Below are 15953 nucleotides of genomic sequence, written 5' to 3'. Positions count from 1 at the left end.
CAGGTTAAGTTAAAGCCAGGAATTCCGACGAGAAGAGGAGGTCCTGGCTTTTAAATTTGAGCGTATTATTTAGAAAGGAAGAAACTGAGCAGGTCTTTTTGAACCTGGGGTGTATTTTCCTGAACAACCCAGTGACCTGAATCTTTAATTATTGATTCCTTCACATTTTCAGCTACCAACCTGGTGTGGGTTGCCAGAAATGGGGCTGCGAAATGATCTGAACCTACGGTAAGTACGGGCATCTTCAATTTTTTGCCGGCAAACACTTCATTATCTTTAGCATCCTGATTAAAATAACCAAACCAATGAAATGCACCTGTTGTAGCGCCGGGAACTGAATAGGCACGTATAAATTCTGCAGTTTCTGCTTTGGTGAAGGCATTTTTCTTAAAACCAACAACAGGCCAGAAATCGGTTAGAAACAAAGCAACCTTACCAGAAACGAGCTCACCTGCATGGGGCTGGGCAAAAAAGCCGAACCACCAGGCCTGTGCTTTCACCTGACTCCATACAGGCTCTATACCTGGCAGTAAGGCATCCATTAGGGCTAGTTTTTTCACTTCATCAGGGAATTGGGCGGCATAGGCATAGGCAACCATTAAACCTATATCATGGCCTGCTACATTAACTTTATTGTAGCCTAACTTTTGCATCAACTGGTGCATGTCGACTGCCATATTCTTTTTGTTGTAGCCTGCGGCTGTTTTACCCGATTCGCCAACACCTCTTAAATCAGGGGCGATTATGGTGAAGTGTTTAGAAAGTTCAGGGAGCAGACGGTTCCACATGTACCAGTTCTGTCCAAAGCCATGTACCAGGAGCAGGGGGTCGCCTTTACCTCCGATAACATAATGGATTTTAACGCCGTTTACTGTGGCATACTGATGTTTGAAATTGGATGGCGGATTTGCCGGTGAAACTGCAGCAAAGGCATGACCAAGCATTATGGTCAATAATAATGTTGCCGCCAGGTACTTCATTTTAATTTTTGTTTTCATGATTAGTGATTTAGTTTATTTTAATTTTCTATTGTTACTGATGTCTTTATAGGCATTGGGTAAGTTAGATCCGTAATGCAGCCAGTTAAACAGCTCATAGCCTTTATCATAGTCTTTCATTTGAACCTGCGCTTTAGTCTGCTCTAATGTTAGTCCTTTATCTACAGCGGATTCGACCTCTTTTTTGAGTTGTAAAACATAGTCGATCGTGAATTTGATGCCTGCTTTATTGGTTATACGTCCATGACCCGGGATTATAATGGCGTCGTCGGGTAAAAAATCATATACCTTTTTCAGGTTTGCTGCCGGTTCGAGAAAAAAGCCGTCGAAAAGCCATGGTATAGCAGGGCTTTCTGCAATAAATGGATTTCCGGCCCAGCATATCTTCTGTGCCGGCATCCACACAAATAAATCTGCCGGTGATTGCGCAGTACCTACATTAAGCAGTTCTACGGTTTTGCCGGCTCCCATATCGATTTTCATGTTACTGTTTTTGGGGATTACAATATCTGCAGCCCTGTATACTGCATTTTCTATTCCCCTGCCGCTTCCAAAGAGGCCTATCATAAAGCTTTTAATGCCATCAAAATTTTTAGACAGGTTATCGCGGGCAAATTCATTCTGAATAATGGTTGCTGACTGTGGCAGCAAATAATTACTGAAGCAGTGATCTCCATGGTCGCTGGTGTTTACGGCATAAAAAACAGGCTTATCGGTAACCGAACGGATCAGTTTTATTTGCTGATCGTAAAGCTGTTTACTCAGCATCACTTCAATGAGCAGCACGCCCTTTTCACCAATAATGAATCCTCCGGTAGTAGCCTGGGGAATGCCCTTTGTAGTTTCTGTTTCTGCTGTTGAAGGAATAATTGCATAAACGTCGGTTGTTATTTTATGCAGCGCTAAAGTAACTTTGTTGGCATCCCATATCGGAATATGAGGTGGCTGTTGCCCAAATGTTAAATTGCAGCAAGCCATTAGCCAAAAGGCTATTGCTATTAATTTTAATGTCTTCATCATTTTATTTTATCGTTTAGTCGGAATTTTTACTTCTGATAGCCACCAAAATAGTTTACGGGCGACCATGACGGTATGGGAGCTGCTATAGGCGGACATTGGTTTGCATAATTGCCGGTAGCGTAGACAATTTTGCCATTAACAATGGTCATCAATGCTGTTATACCCTTTACCTTTTCAGGGCTGGCGGTAAAATAATCATCAGTAATGATGGCCATATCTGCATACATGCCTTTAATCAGTTTGCCTTTTTTATCTTGTTCTCCTGAAAACCATGCACTACCGGATGTGTATATATTCAATGCGGTGAATTTATCAAGTACCTGATCTTTTGGCCAGAACTGCATGTCGCCAATTGTTTTGCCTGTGATCAGCCAATGTAAGGCCATCCATGGGTTATAGGTAGAAATTCTGGGGGCGTCGGTACCCATACCAACAGGAATACCCATGGCCAGCATTTTTTTTATTGGGGGTAATTGTGTTTTGGGTTGGCCATACATTTTCTTATACAGTTCGCCTTGGTAGTACATTCTGAACTGTACAGCGACACCGCCGCCCAATGCTTTTACTCTTGCCAGTTCGCTATCGGTTATGGTTTCTGCGTGATCGAAAAACCAGCGTAAACCATTAAAGGGTATATCTTTATTTACCTTTTCAAATACATTCAGCATACGGTCGATGGACTCGCCATAGGTTGCATGCAGGCGGAAAGGCCAACGGTTTTTAACTAATAGACGTATAACGGGTTCAAGGTCACCTTCCATCTCGGGACCAAGTTCAATGCGAGGTTCAAGGAAATTTTCAAAATCTGCTCCTGAGGCAATCAGGTTTTCTCCTGCTCCTTCCATAGCATAACCATTTGCCATCAGGATATGATCGTTTTTGTTGGGGTGAGTAAGGTTAATCCATTTCTCATAATCCTCCAGTTCTTTACCTTTTTGCTGAGCGAAAAGGTAATATGCTGTACGTACGGTAAGTTTTCCCTGACGTGCAAGCTCGAGTGAGGCCTGATAATCGGCATCATAATTTTGCGAACCTCCGGCTGCATCGATTACACTGGTAATGCCGAAGCTGTTAATTTCGCGGTAGAAATGCTGTGAGCTGTTTATCCTTTCTTCAGGTGTTAGTTTTCCTGTAAGGGCGAGCGTACGGTATATTGCCATTGGCGTTTCCTTCGCATAAAGTAAACCAGTAGGTTTACCTGTCTGATCCAGCTCTATTAAACTTCCGGGATAACTGGTGTTTTTATCGTAAGCCAACATTTCAATTCCTTTTTTATTGAGGAAAGCCTTGCCATATAGATAAGTTATAAATACGGGTTTATCAGGAACTGCAGCATTAATTTCATCAATTGTGGGTTGCCTTTTTTCGGCAAACTGGAATTCGTTCCATCCGCCTACCACCTTTACCCAAGCTCCGGGAGGTGTACGTGCTGCTTGTTCCTTTAACATTTGCATAGCCCGTTTAAGTGTTTTAACACCGTCCCAGCGAAGTTCCATATTAAAATTAAGCCCTTCACGGATGGCGTGCATGTGGCTGTCGTTTAATCCAGGTATTACGGTTTTGCCTGCAGCATTAACCAATCTGGTTTCTTTGCTTTTAAATTGTTTGAATATGGCCTGTGTAGTACCTGTTTCCAGAATTAAACCGTCCCTAATGGCTATCGCTTGTTTAAATTCTCCGGCTTTGGCCATGGTGGCAATTTTGCCATTATAAATGATTAAATCGGCCTTTTGCTGTGCCAGCAAATTTTGTGAAACCAATACTGCCATAAGCAACAAAAAGATGCTGCTGAGTTGATATAGATTTTTCATTATTTTTATTATTGAAGGTTAAATTGCTGAAAGCCAGGTTGAAATATAATTTGCAATTTCCTGCCAACCGGGTTGACCTAAAACAAAATGATTGCGGCCGGTAAATTCTTTGTAAACCGTAATTGATTCTTCGTGCCGGTATTTTTTGTAGTTCGAATAATTTAATGAAGCTGGTATAAAACGGTCGGTACTCCCGGCGATAAATAGGAGCGGTTCATGTGGTTTTTCAAAATCTATCTTCGCTGCATTTGTTGTTGCATCGCGTACTACAAGTTTCGATTCCGGGATCAATAAATTATAGTAAGCCTCCTTTTGGGCTTCGTATTCCATACCATTTGTAAATGCATATTGCCATTCCGGAAAAGACATCAGATAGGTTTTGGCAGGATTAGTAAAAAAACCTAATGCAGGCCAGCCAGCTTTATAGAATGAAAATTTAAAGGTAAAAACCCCTTGTGGCTGCAAGGAATGAATGGCAATACCTGCAGATGCCAAACCTTTTTGGATTAACAGCTGTGTAATTAAGCCGCCCATTGAATGACCAATTAGAATAGGCCGTTCAGGTAACTTTTCTACAAATGCCGTATAATAGTTTGTAAGCATACTTAAACGTATGCCAGCGATCTCCGGGTCAGGGTGTCGTTGCCTGAGGGTGCAGGCTGGCGCATCTTTATGTGGCCATGCCGGAGCGTGTGTGGTATATCCCTGATTTTCGAAGTAGGTTTTCCATTCTTTCCAGCAATCACTGCTTACGAATGCCCCTGTAATAAATACAATAGTTTTCGACTGTATATTTTTCATAACCAATAAGATTTAATTAACTACCGCATTAACCGTAAGGCCACCGTCGATAACAATTTCGGTTCCCGTAATAAATGATGATTTATCGGAGGCGAGAAAGGCGGCTAATTGTGCAATTTCCTCAGCCTGAGCAAAACGTTTCAGCAATATTTTTTCGCTTAAAATTTTGCCGAATGCATTCAGTTCATCGATATCCAATCCAAGTTTCCCATATACAGGTGTTTTGACAGGGCCTGGTGATATACAATTGACCCGGATATTTTTTGGAGCGAGTTCAGTTGCCAGCACCCTGTTTAATGCAACTATTGCGGCCTTACTCGCAGCATATACCCCTGAATTAGGCATGCCGATATTTGCGTTAACAGAAGTGTTGAATATTACCGATGCATGATCATTTAGTAAGGGGAGTAATTTTTGAAGGGTAAAAAAAACACCTTTGAAGTTGACATCCATGATATTTTCGAAGTGGCTTTCGTCAGCACTTTCGAATGGAGAAAAGCTTGCTACACCTGCATTCAGAAACAGGATATCGAGTTTTCCAAAATCTCTTTTTATCATCTCTGCGAGCTTGTCTATAGCTGTAAGATCTCCCTGATCGGAGGTGTATGCGGTTATGCCCAATGTTGCAGCAGCACTGTTAATGCGCTGCTCATTTCGCCCGCTGATGATAACCGTAGCACCGTTTTCTTTGAAAAGTTTTGCGGTGGAATAACCTATTCCACTGTTGCCTCCGGTAATGAGCGCTGTTTTTTTTTGAAGTGAATTCATATCGTGAGTATTTGATATGAAATGACAAGGTATCGGCCAATCTATTTAATGTGCTGATATATAGTCTTTTGTATCTTGTTTCGGTATTGAGCTTAACTATATTTCGTTATCTGCCGCTTCCGAGCAACGACATATAGTGGGTAGGATCAGCTTCGACTCATCATCATATCATCCAAAAGCCCTGTGAGTTCATTAATAAAAAGTGTACAGAATATTAAGTTTCTTTTACCTGGTGATACTGCGACAGAAAATGATTTTAAAAGCGTGTGAAATAAGTATAATATGGCATGGCGGTCTGACAGGGACATGTTTATCCAAATCTGATAAGCTAATCTTATTGAAGACAGTTTTGGAGCAGCTTTGCCGCAGTAGTTTAAAATGCAATATATAGAACCACTCTCGTTAATTGACAGGTACTTTTCGATCTCCCTGCTGAAAAAAATCTGCGCTATATGTTGTTCCATTAAAACCCTGATATCCTGAGATAGAAAGTAATTAGCAGTCTGAGATTTTTTCATAGTGCAGTAAAACTATTTAGGGGTAGCAAGCCGTTTATGATCAATAATCCACGATAACCGGCCTGTGTTTCAATAGTATGGATGTATTTATAGTTTTGGTTCAGGATGTCATAACTACAATCTATCAGGTGAATATTCAGCTCCAGTATCGGGAAGCATTCTCCATTCTGTGCACACTGTAGTTTTTCGTGATTAAGAGAATGGAAATCATTAATATAACCTCGTTCGTGAAGAATAATCACCCAGTTTGTTATTTCACTGTTTAATTTTCTCTTGATTGCTTTCCTCATAATTTTTTTTTGACGAAATAAACAATAGGCGTTCCTTTTATGTAAATGCTTGTATTGCAGTGTTTTTAGTTGATTTTGTTTGTGTGGATAATAACGTTATTTCGATATTTTTCAATTTCCATCATGATATTTAGTTATCAGCGATCAATATCAGTACTGCTTTAAATCATCGGTATAATTCCTAATCAACCATATATCGTTATTAAAAAATGCTGAAACCACGAGATTTAGTTATTGGTGCGGTTTATTGTTTTTAATGCGTTTATATTCAGTTGTTTATGTAGTTGGTGCTTTGTTTGGTATCATGAGGAAATAGTTTTAGCCAAAGGATATTCATTCTTAAAAACCAAACCCATGAAAAACATCATCATTTTAGTTTTATTATTTGCTTCCTCTGTTAGCCTTGCACAGGAAAATTCATTTAAGCAGTTGCGTTACGAAGAGAATTATGAAACACTTAAAAATGATAGTTCCAGGAGTTGGTATGATCAATTAAAATTCAAGCCGTTATCTCATGATCAATCCATTTATTTAAGTCTGGGAGGAGAAGTGAGGTACCAGTATTTTTATTTTAAAAATGAGAACTGGGGTGAATCTCCGAAAGATAATGATGGATTTGTACTGAACCGTTATCTTGGGCATGTTGATTTTCATGGAGGGAAGTACTTCCGTATTTTTGCACAATTACAAAGCAGTATGGCTGCGGGAAAAGAGGAGGTACCATCGCCTGTGGATCAGAATGTACTCGACCTGCATCAGGCATTTGTTGATTTCAATACTGGCATTGGTGCTGCCACTAAACTTACTTTTAGGGTTGGCAGACAGGAATTAGCATATGGTTCTCAGCGGTTAGTCTCTGTTCGCGAAGCACCTAATAATCGCCAGTCGTTCGATGCTGTTAAAATCATGGTTAAGCGACAGCATATCAAAATAGATGGTTTTTATTCTTATTATGTACCGGCGAAAGCTGCAATATTTGACGATCGCTTTAGTGCTGATACAAAATTCTGGGGGGTGTACAGTGTATTCACAAATGTGCCTGTCATTAAAAATCTTGATTTTTATTATTTAGGTATCCATAAAAAAAATGCTGTTTATGATGATGGCAAGGGGATTGAAACCAGGCACTCGGTAGGTGGGCGATTCTGGAATACAACAGGAGGCTTTCAGTATGATGTGGAAGGACTGTACCAGTTTGGCGATTTAAACCAAAAAAGTATCGCTGCATGGACATTATCTGCAAACCTTTCTTATTCATTTCTTAAGACCAAACATGAATTACAGGCGGGGATTAAGGCAGAAGCCATTAGTGGCGATAAAAACTATGGTGATGGCCGGTTAAATACTTTTAATCCATTATTTCCTAAAGGCGCATACTTCGGGTTGGCGGCATTAATCGGACCGTATAATTTACTTGATGCGCATCCTTATGTTGAATATAATCTTACTAAAAAACTTGTGCTTGCTGCAGATTACGATTTATTCTGGCGAATGAACCGTAATGATGGCTTGTATGCGGTGAATGGTAAACTTATCTATTCGGGTAAAAATGTAAGTGCTAAACATATTGGTCGCCAGATTGGTGCAGAACTGCGGTATTCGCCAAATAAATTCCTGTACCTGAGACAGGAAATTACCTGGTTTAATGCAGGCGAATTTCTAAAGCAGGCTGGAACGGGGAAAGATATTTTAATGTTCGGTAGTACTATTATTTTTAAATTCTAACGATAAGGGTAAATGAAATTTCCGACGGGTGATTTTAAAGACCAAAATTCTTACTGATTCCCAGTTTTTTCATTTTAGAATTTAATGTGGTTGGTGGCAGATTTAATAAGCTTGCTGCACCGCCTTCACCCCAGATTTTTCCATTACACTTTCTTAGTGCGGAAAGAATGTGGGCACGTTCGCCTTCACTCATGGTCGTTATTGAGGTTTCAACGGGTTTTGATGCACCGTAGGTTTCAAGCTGACTTGGGAGCACCATATTGCTAATGGTATCGTCTTTTGTTAGTAAAACATTTCGCTCTATCATATTTTCCAGTTCCCTGATGTTTCCAGGCCAATGGTATTGATTCATTTGGGCTAAGACTTCTGGAACAATGGTTTTTACATTTTTTCCTGTCTTTCGGGAATATACGTTTAAAAAATGCATGGCCAGGCCTGGTATATCTTCTTTACGCTCGCGAAGTGGAGGCATTACGATTGGAAAAACATTGATGCGGTAAAAAAGATCGAGTCTGAAACGTCCCTCGGCTACTTCTTTATCAAGATTACGGTTTGTTGCGGCGATAATCCTTACATCAGTTTTTATAGTGCTTCTACCACCAATCCGTTCAATTTCCTTTTCCTGAAGTACGCGTAATAATTTCGATTGCGACTCCAGGGGTAGCTCGCCAATTTCATCTAAAAAAATAGTGCCGGTGTGTGCATGTTCGAAACGGCCAGTTTTTCGTTCATGAGCGCCGGTAAATGCTCCTTTTTCGTGACCAAAGAGTTCAGAATCAATGAGTGTAGTGGGCAATGCTGCACAGTTTATCCTAATGAATGGCCTGTCTTTACGTCGTGATAATGAATGAATGCGTTCGGCAATTTTTTCTTTGCCGGTACCGCTTTCTCCCAGAATCAGTACCGACGAATCTGAGCCGGCAACCTGTATCACATTATCGAATACTGCGAGTAAAAGATGACTGTTACCAATAATGCCTGAGAAAGGATTGTTGGCTTCAATAACAGGTTTGTGGTGGCTGACTGAAAAATTATTTACTTCCTGTTTCAGCGGGCTGTCAGCCTGACGAAGTAAATTGCTCATGAAATTTGTGAGCAAAGCCTCAAAGCGATTACATAAAATCAAATGGTCAGGCTGGTAAGCATCAGGGCGCCTGCTATAAAAATTAAAATAGCATTCCGTTCCATCATTTAAAGAAAGCGGAAAGGAAAGATGAGATTTTAGGCGATATTTATTTGTAAGAAATTTTTTCAAAGATGGTGTCTGGAGCAGGGATGATAATTCGTTTTCATCATACCAGGTAGCTATTTTATCAAAAGAATCGTTGGATTTAAGTCTGGCGAGTTCATGCCTTTTTAAGCCTGAAATCACCATAAGTTCTGCTGCAGATATCAGTTGATATTCTTCGAAACCGATTCTGGAAAAACATAGCTCATAAAAGTTAGCCTCGTCTGCGGGGATTGTTCCAAATGAAATAAACTCAAAAGGCAAATAGGGCTGCAGGGTTTTGCTTATTTCCAATATTTTAAGTTCCCAATTTAATTTTGATGCTAATATTTCAGCAGCTTTTTTCTGTAGAACTGCTGTTTGGTGTGTGCCATTCTCCAGTAAGTTATCGTAACGGTAAATTGCAATTTCAAGTGCTATAATTACATCTTTTTCGCGAAATGGTTTGATAATAAAACCGTAAGGATTGGTTGTTTTTGCTGCATCAAGCACTTCCTGATTGGAGTTGGCGGAAATGTAAATAAAAGGGATATTCAATTCGTTTAGCTTCTTTGCCAGGTCGATCCCAGTAAGTTTACCTTTCAGGTAAATATCTACCAACACAATGTCAGGCTTGAACAAGGTTAGCATTTCAATGGCTTCATTAACATTGTCGGCAATGCCGGAAACGCTATGGCCAGCTGTTTTCAGGATATCTGCCAGTACATCCGCAATAATAAATTCATCTTCAACAATGAGGATGTTTTTTGTTTTCATGTTCCGTGAGTTCATGTCAATTAGTTTGTCACCGGTTACAGCATGCCGGATTTGCTGATTAGTTATTGCTGGCTGTTATTCATAAATCCTGCCATAAAGCAGCGCCAAAGAAACATTTTGTGGTTTAATGAAGCAAGTTAAATATTTTTAACAGCTTAACGGAATTTTAAATAAGTCATGAATGCATGTGTATTTTAAAGCCACGAAATACCGTTGTTTTTATCAGCGATATTTCGTTGTTTTTTAATTATGATTTTGCAGGAAGTGGTTATCTGCAATTTATCACTTCTTAAATTACCTGCCCGTAACATATTTACCGGATATCGTTGTAAAAAGCTGTTATTTTTGAAATAAAGTTGTTTACAGCGCGAAGATTTTTATAAAAATATTAATTGTATGTATTTAAGCTTTTGGCATTGGAGTTGTCGGAGCGTGACAGAGCATTACTAAGAAATACTAATAATAAGATATTATGGACTTAAAGTTAAAGAACAAAAAAGCATTAATTACCGGATCGACTGCCGGAATAGGTTTCGCTACGGCCCTTCAGTTAGCAAAGGAGGGGGCTGAAGTGATTGTTAACGGACGTACACGTGAGCGTATTGATAAGGCTGTAGCTCAGATTAAAGCTGAAAGTGGCAACGATCAGGTTAGTGGTGTAGTTGCCGATTTTACCGATAGCGTGTCTATTCAACAGCTCATTAATCAAGTTCCGGAGCTAGATATTCTGATAAACAATGTTGCCATTTTTGAACCTAAGGCCTTTGCCGATATCACCGATGAAGACTGGTTTCGCTTTTATGAGATTAATGTATTGAGCGGCATACGTTTAGCTCGTGCTTATTTTGATAAAATGCTAAAAAATAACTGGGGCAGAATTATATTCATATCAAGCGAATCTGCCATTCAGATTCCTGAAGAAATGATACATTATGGGATGACCAAAACTGCGCAGCTAGCGATAGCCCGAGGTTTGGCCGAATTAACTAAAGGGACATCGGTAACCGTAAATTCGGTATTGCCAGGGCCAACCTTATCAGAAGGCGTTGGCGGTTTTATCGATAGCCTTGCCAATGATCAAAACAAGAGCGTTGCTGAAGTAGAAGCTGATTTCTTCAAAACTATCCGGCCTACCTCTATTATACAACGATTCTTACAAACGAATGAAGTAGCCAATATGATTACTTATTTAGCGAGTCCGCTGGCCTCGGCAACCAATGGTGCGGCTATTCGAGCAGAAGGAGGTTTGCTGAAAGGTGCTGTTTAGGTACTTAATCAGATGGAAGCTATTTAAAGTATGATTTGAAATCATAAAAAAACCCTCCAGTAATACTGAAGGGTTTGTGGGCCCAGCTGGGCTCGAACCAGCGACCAAAAGATTATGAGTCTTCTACTCTAACCAACTGAGCTATAGGCCCTGAAAAAACTTTCGTTTTTTGCGAGTGCAATGTTACAAATTTGCTTTCGATTTTGGAAAAAGTTTTTTACATAAATTTCAAAAAAGCTTATTTCAACTTCATTTTCAATGAATTGCTTTTTTCTAAAACAAAAACAAGCTAATTTCATTATAGATAACATTGTCATAAAATATTTTTGATGCGGGCTACCTGTTAAACATTGGCCGTTTTTTATGAAAATAAGCGTAATTTTAGCTAATTAAACACAGCATACTGCAGGAGATATCCGGCAATAAATAAAACAATAGCATCACAGCACATGGATTATAAACAACTACAAACTGATGTAGAAAAACATGTTACCGATTACTTTAATACGCATCACGACCCGAGGTTGGTTTACCACAACCTCCAGCACACGCAATATGTAGTTAAGGCTGCCCATCAGATTGCCAATCATTACCAGTTAAATGATGAAGATTTCTTTATCGTTACGGCTGCGGCCTGGTTTCATGATACGGGTTATTTTGAAGATGCCCTGCAACATGAGTTAAAGGGTTCGGAACTTGCCGATAAATACCTGGAATCAATAGGGGTTGATGCGGCAGTGAGGGCGAAGGTTTCGGGCGCCATTTTAAGTACGAAAATCCCCCAGCAGCCGAATAACCAGCTTGAAAATATTTTATGTGATGCCGACCTTTTTCATCTAGGTACAGAAGATTTCAGGAAAAAGGGCAAGCTGATGCATAAGGAGGTGGAGCTGATTTACGGAAAAGACATCAGTAAAAGCGACTGGCGGATTAAGGATATCAAGTTTCTCGAATCGCAACATTACCATACCGATTATGCCAGGTTACTGCTCGATGACCAGAAACAAAAAAATATCGACAAGATAAAAATGAAACTTTCGGAACAAAAAGGGACTGTCGATTTTGAAGAGGCCCCGGTAACGATTAATAATTCGTCGGTTGTTATCCATGAAAAAAAGAAGAAAGGTAAAAAGGACAAGGATGATAAACCGGATAAGGGGATTGAAACCATGTTCCGGATTACCTCGGCCAATAACCAGCGTTTAAGTGATATGGCCGATAATAAGGCGCATATCTTAATTACGGTTAATTCCATTATGCTTTCCCTGATTGTGAGTTTACTGCTCAGAAGGCTTGAAGACCATGGCAACTTAATTATACCTACTTTCATTTTGCTGATGGTAAGTTTAACCTGTGTGGTTGTATCTATTTTATCAACCCGTCCTTCTATTCCTTCGGGCGTTTTTACCCCAGAGGATATGGACAATAAAAAGGTAAACCTGCTGTTTTTCGGTAACTTTTATAAAATGTCGTTACCGGCATATACCGAGGGCATGCTCAGGGTAATGGACGATAAGGATTTTCTGTACGGCACCTTGATTACCGATGTTTACTCGCAGGGGGTTGTGCTGGGCCGAAAATACAAACTCATCAGGCTGGCCTATAATATCTTTATGTTTGGTTTAATTGCAGCGGTGCTGGCATTTGTTGTTGCCTATGCTGCATACGGTAAACTTTAATGGAACTACAAAGGGAAACATCGCTCTTTAACCGCGATTTAAGCTGGCTCAAATTTAATGAGCGCATTTTAATGGAAGCCGAAAGGGAAAGTGTTTCCCTGCTGGAAAGAATTAAGTTCCTGTCTATTTTTTCATCCAACCTTGATGAGTTTTACCGGGTAAGGATGCCGGTTTTGCTGGCGCTGGAGAAATTGAGCAACCGTGATGATAATGATATCAGCATTGAAGCCGACTTATTGAGCAGTGCCAACAACTTAATTGCAGCGCAGCAACAGCGCTATGGAAAGACTTTACAGGCGATCATCCCCGGTCTGGCAGAAAACAATATTAACCTGATTTACGGCAAGCCATTTCCTGATGAGGTTAAGGCGCAACTGAGCCGCTATTTTTTAAGTCAGGTGCTGGCCTTTTTGCAGCCTGTTTACCTTAGCCCAAAAACCACTTTTTTCCCTTCAAATAACGAGCTTTATTTCCTGATTACCCTTCAGGAAGGGGGAGCAGAGCAATCGGTGATCTTAAATATCCCTTCGAATGAGCTGCCCCGATTTTATAAGGTAGAAGTTGGGAAGGAAGTTTTCGTGGTTTTCCTGGATGATATTATCCGTTTTCACCTGGATGTTGTTTTTAAAAACGCTGTTGTAACAGGTTGTTTTAGCTTTAAAATTACCCGTGATGCGGAAATAGACCTTAAGGATGAATATTCGGGGAGCTTATCAGAACAGCTGGAGGCGCAGTTGTTAAAAAGAGATGCGGGGCTTGCCACCAGGTTTCTTCACCAGCCCGGAATACCGGCAGAGGTGCTGCTTTTACTGAAAAAAATCTTCAACCTTAAAAAAACTAGTATGGTTGAAGGAGGCCAATACCATAACCTTAAAGATTTTATGGGTTTTCCGGTAAGCAACCCCAAGCTGGCAAACCAAGCCTGGCCAAAAATATACAATACCGATGTGGTTGATGGCAGCTTAACCGATGCTATCGTTAAAAATGATATCATCATCCATACGCCTTACCATAGTTACGATAGTGTGCTCAGATTCTTTAATGAGGCGGCTATTGATCCTGATGTTGAGGAAATTTACCTGACGATTTACCGGGTAGCCAGTGACTCGAAAATTATCAATGCGCTGATCAGTGCGGCAAAGAATGGTAAAAAAGTTTTTGTGCTGGTAGAGCTGAAAGCCCGTTTTGATGAGGCAAACAATATTAAGTGGGCAAAAAAGATGCGGGAGAAAGGCGTGGAGATTGTTTACAGTGTTACGGCTTTAAAGGTACATGCCAAAGTTGCACTGGTAAAACGTAAAAGCGGCAACAGGATGCTTTATACAGGCCTGCTGGCCACGGGGAATTTCAACGAAAGTACGGCAGCCTTTTATACCGACCATATTTTAATGACGGCGAACAAGGCTATTTTACGCGAAATAGAACTGCTGTTTATATTCCTGGCCAAGCGGATCAAACCGGCATCAAGCGACTTCATTAAATTCGAGCATATCCTGGTGGCACAGTTTAACCTTCAGCAGGCTTTCCTTGATTTAATTGACCGGGAAATTGCGCAGGCAAAGGCAGGGAAGGCAGCGGCGATTACCATTAAGCTGAATAACCTGGAAGAAAAGGTTTTAATCAATAAATTGTATGAAGCCTCGCAGGCCGGTGTAAAAATTACCCTGCTGGTGCGGAGTATCTGCAGGTTAATTCCGGGTGTGGAAGGGATGAGTGAAAACATTAAAATCATCAGGATTGTTGACCGCTACCTGGAGCATGGCCGGGTGTTTATTTTTCACAATGGCGGCAAGGAGGCTGTTTATTTAGGCTCGGCCGACTGGATGAACCGGAACATTTACCGGCGCATTGAGGTCTGTTTCCCGGTGTATGATGAAAAGATCAAAGCCGAAATCATCGACATCATCAATATCCAGAAACAGGATAATGTGCAGGCTGTTCTTATTGATGAAAACATGGATAATATCCCGGTTAAAAATGATGGAACACTTATTGCATCACAACATGAAATTTACGAATACTTAAAAAATAAGTGCTGATTTTTATTGGACGATGAAAAGCTTGCTAAGCACAAAAGTCCTTTCATCAGGCTAAACATCAATTATATTTAAATGAAAAAATTTAAGCTATACCTCCTGTCATCAATTCCGGTATTTTTACTGGCATTTTTCTGCATCTCCTGTGTTAACGGAAAACGTGAAAAAGAAGGCAGTCTAAATGAAGAAACGCAGGCAAAGGCGGCAGCCTTTCCTTACGATCTGGATAAACCCATGAAGTACAACATGCCACAGAACCTGTTCGAGATTTCAGGTATTGTCTTTCATAATGGCGATCCGAAACAGGTTTTTGCCATTCAGGATGAAGACGGCGATTTGTTTTATTTAGGTTTAAATGATAAGGAATTGAAGTTTACCAAATTTGGCGGTAAAGGCGATTACGAAGACCTGACCATTATAAAAAATCAGGTAATTGTACTTAAAAGCAATGGCGAGCTGCATATTTTCCCTTTATCGCAGATCAGTAAAGCAAAGGCTGAAAATGTTGTGAAAACCAAAGACCTGGTTCCGAAAGCAGAATATGAAGGGCTTGCTGCCGATGAAAAAGCCGGTAAAGTCTATGTTCTTACCAAAGGCAGCAAGGCAGATGATAAAAATAAGGCAACAAGTATTTACGCTTTCGATTTCAGCGACAATGGCACTTTAAAGGCATCAGGGGAGTTCAGTTTGCCATTTGCCGATATTGAAAGCTTATCAGGCGAGAAAAAGGTTAAGTTCAAGCCTTCGGCGCTGGCTAAAAACCCGGCTACCGGAGAATGGTATATTTTATCGTCGGTGAATAAAATGCTGGTGATTGCGAATGCTGATTTTAAAATTACGGCTGTACATTCGTTAAAAGGTGGTAACTTTAATCAGCCTGAGGGCATTGCCTTCGACCGGGATCAAAATCTTTATATCTCAAACGAGGGCGGTACACTGGCTGCCGGCAATATTTTACAGTTTAAACTAAAAAAATAAAATAAGCGGGCAGCGATGCAGATGCATGGTTGCCTGTTCTATTTACGATCTGCTGCAAAGCATCCTAAACCAAACCCT

At 40.3% G+C, this 15953-nt stretch carries 13 protein-coding genes and 1 tRNA gene; 5 read left to right on the top strand and 9 right to left on the bottom strand.

The window, feature by feature from the left end:
• Positions 1-65 precede the first annotated feature (65 nt).
• The 7 genes from R2R71_RS03380 to R2R71_RS03350 form a co-directional block, all read right to left on the bottom strand.
• A complete protein-coding gene (locus tag R2R71_RS03380) occupies positions 66-998 on the bottom strand; it encodes an alpha/beta hydrolase (RefSeq protein WP_316829833.1) in 933 nt (310 codons plus the stop codon).
• Between the two features lie 15 nt (positions 999-1013).
• Positions 1014-2018: an MBL fold metallo-hydrolase gene (locus R2R71_RS03375; RefSeq protein ID WP_316829832.1), complete on the bottom strand. Its 1005-nt coding sequence runs from the start codon at positions 2016-2018 to the stop codon at positions 1014-1016.
• 26 nt (positions 2019-2044) lie between these two features.
• Positions 2045-3829, bottom strand: a complete 1785-nt coding sequence (locus tag R2R71_RS03370) for an amidohydrolase (RefSeq protein ID WP_316829831.1) — start codon at positions 3827-3829, stop codon at positions 2045-2047.
• 18 nt (positions 3830-3847) lie between these two features.
• Positions 3848-4630: an alpha/beta hydrolase gene (locus tag R2R71_RS03365; RefSeq protein WP_316829830.1), complete on the bottom strand. Its 783-nt coding sequence runs from the start codon at positions 4628-4630 to the stop codon at positions 3848-3850.
• 12 nt (positions 4631-4642) lie between these two features.
• Positions 4643-5398: an SDR family oxidoreductase gene (locus R2R71_RS03360; protein ID WP_316829829.1), complete on the bottom strand. Its 756-nt coding sequence runs from the start codon at positions 5396-5398 to the stop codon at positions 4643-4645.
• Between the two features lie 146 nt (positions 5399-5544).
• Positions 5545-5916 (bottom strand): hypothetical protein, encoded by a 372-nt coding sequence (locus tag R2R71_RS03355; protein ID WP_316829828.1) that lies wholly within the window; start codon positions 5914-5916, stop codon positions 5545-5547.
• Positions 5913-6206 carry a hypothetical protein gene (locus tag R2R71_RS03350; protein WP_316829827.1) on the bottom strand — a complete coding sequence of 98 codons (294 nt, stop codon included), beginning with the start codon at positions 6204-6206 and terminating at the stop codon, positions 5913-5915. Before R2R71_RS03350 ends, R2R71_RS03355 begins: the two co-directional genes overlap by 4 nt.
• Before the next feature lie 354 nt (positions 6207-6560).
• On the opposite strand from R2R71_RS03350, the gene R2R71_RS03345 reads away from it, so the two are divergent.
• Complete coding sequence (locus R2R71_RS03345; protein ID WP_316829826.1) at positions 6561-7931, top strand: alginate export family protein; 1371 nt, start codon at positions 6561-6563, stop codon at positions 7929-7931.
• Between the two features lie 34 nt (positions 7932-7965).
• Here the strand turns inward: R2R71_RS03345 and R2R71_RS03340 are convergent, their stop codons facing one another.
• On the bottom strand, positions 7966-9915 hold the full coding sequence (locus R2R71_RS03340) for a sigma 54-interacting transcriptional regulator (RefSeq protein WP_316829825.1): 1950 nt from the start codon (positions 9913-9915) through the stop codon (positions 7966-7968).
• Between the two features lie 472 nt (positions 9916-10387).
• Here R2R71_RS03340 and R2R71_RS03335 point away from each other — a divergent pair, with 472 nt between their 5' ends.
• Positions 10388-11182: an SDR family oxidoreductase gene (locus tag R2R71_RS03335; RefSeq protein ID WP_316829824.1), complete on the top strand. Its 795-nt coding sequence runs from the start codon at positions 10388-10390 to the stop codon at positions 11180-11182.
• A gap of 77 nt (positions 11183-11259) precedes the next feature.
• Here R2R71_RS03335 and R2R71_RS03330 read toward each other — a convergent pair.
• A tRNA-Ile gene (locus R2R71_RS03330) sits at positions 11260-11333 on the bottom strand.
• 298 nt (positions 11334-11631) lie between these two features.
• Here R2R71_RS03330 and R2R71_RS03325 point away from each other — a divergent pair.
• From R2R71_RS03325 to R2R71_RS03315, 3 genes are all read left to right on the top strand, one after another.
• Positions 11632-12861 carry a Pycsar system effector family protein gene (locus R2R71_RS03325; protein ID WP_316829823.1) on the top strand — a complete coding sequence of 410 codons (1230 nt, stop codon included), beginning with the start codon at positions 11632-11634 and terminating at the stop codon, positions 12859-12861.
• Entirely contained in the window at positions 12861-14900 is a 2040-nt protein-coding gene (gene ppk1, locus R2R71_RS03320) for a polyphosphate kinase 1 (protein WP_316829822.1), read from the top strand. The genes R2R71_RS03325 and ppk1 overlap by 1 nt, the downstream gene beginning before the upstream one ends.
• A gap of 72 nt (positions 14901-14972) precedes the next feature.
• Positions 14973-15875: an SdiA-regulated domain-containing protein gene (locus tag R2R71_RS03315; protein ID WP_316829821.1), complete on the top strand. Its 903-nt coding sequence runs from the start codon at positions 14973-14975 to the stop codon at positions 15873-15875.
• Positions 15876-15953: the final 78 nt, after the last annotated feature.

This window comes from Pedobacter aquatilis (genome assembly GCF_032678405.1).
In the GTDB taxonomy this organism is placed as follows: Bacteria; Bacteroidota; Bacteroidia; order Sphingobacteriales; family Sphingobacteriaceae; genus Pedobacter; species Pedobacter aquatilis_A.
Note: the sequence above shows the minus strand (reverse complement) of the source record. Positions and strands in the feature narration are given on the sequence as shown.

Coding starts and splice junctions, on each gene's coding strand:
- R2R71_RS03380 (WP_316829833.1), bottom strand. CDS start 998: ATGAAAACAAAAATTAAAATGAAGTACCTGGCGGCAACATTATTATTG.
- R2R71_RS03375 (WP_316829832.1), bottom strand. CDS start 2,018: ATGATGAAGACATTAAAATTAATAGCAATAGCCTTTTGGCTAATGGCT.
- R2R71_RS03370 (WP_316829831.1), bottom strand. CDS start 3,829: ATGAAAAATCTATATCAACTCAGCAGCATCTTTTTGTTGCTTATGGCA.
- R2R71_RS03365 (WP_316829830.1), bottom strand. CDS start 4,630: ATGAAAAATATACAGTCGAAAACTATTGTATTTATTACAGGGGCATTC.
- R2R71_RS03360 (WP_316829829.1), bottom strand. CDS start 5,398: ATGAATTCACTTCAAAAAAAAACAGCGCTCATTACCGGAGGCAACAGT.
- R2R71_RS03355 (WP_316829828.1), bottom strand. CDS start 5,916: ATGAAAAAATCTCAGACTGCTAATTACTTTCTATCTCAGGATATCAGG.
- R2R71_RS03350 (WP_316829827.1), bottom strand. CDS start 6,206: ATGAGGAAAGCAATCAAGAGAAAATTAAACAGTGAAATAACAAACTGG.
- R2R71_RS03345 (WP_316829826.1), top strand. CDS start 6,561: ATGAAAAACATCATCATTTTAGTTTTATTATTTGCTTCCTCTGTTAGC.
- R2R71_RS03340 (WP_316829825.1), bottom strand. CDS start 9,915: ATGAAAACAAAAAACATCCTCATTGTTGAAGATGAATTTATTATTGCG.
- R2R71_RS03335 (WP_316829824.1), top strand. CDS start 10,388: ATGGACTTAAAGTTAAAGAACAAAAAAGCATTAATTACCGGATCGACT.
- R2R71_RS03325 (WP_316829823.1), top strand. CDS start 11,632: ATGGATTATAAACAACTACAAACTGATGTAGAAAAACATGTTACCGAT.
- ppk1 (WP_316829822.1), top strand. CDS start 12,861: ATGGAACTACAAAGGGAAACATCGCTCTTTAACCGCGATTTAAGCTGG.
- R2R71_RS03315 (WP_316829821.1), top strand. CDS start 14,973: ATGAAAAAATTTAAGCTATACCTCCTGTCATCAATTCCGGTATTTTTA.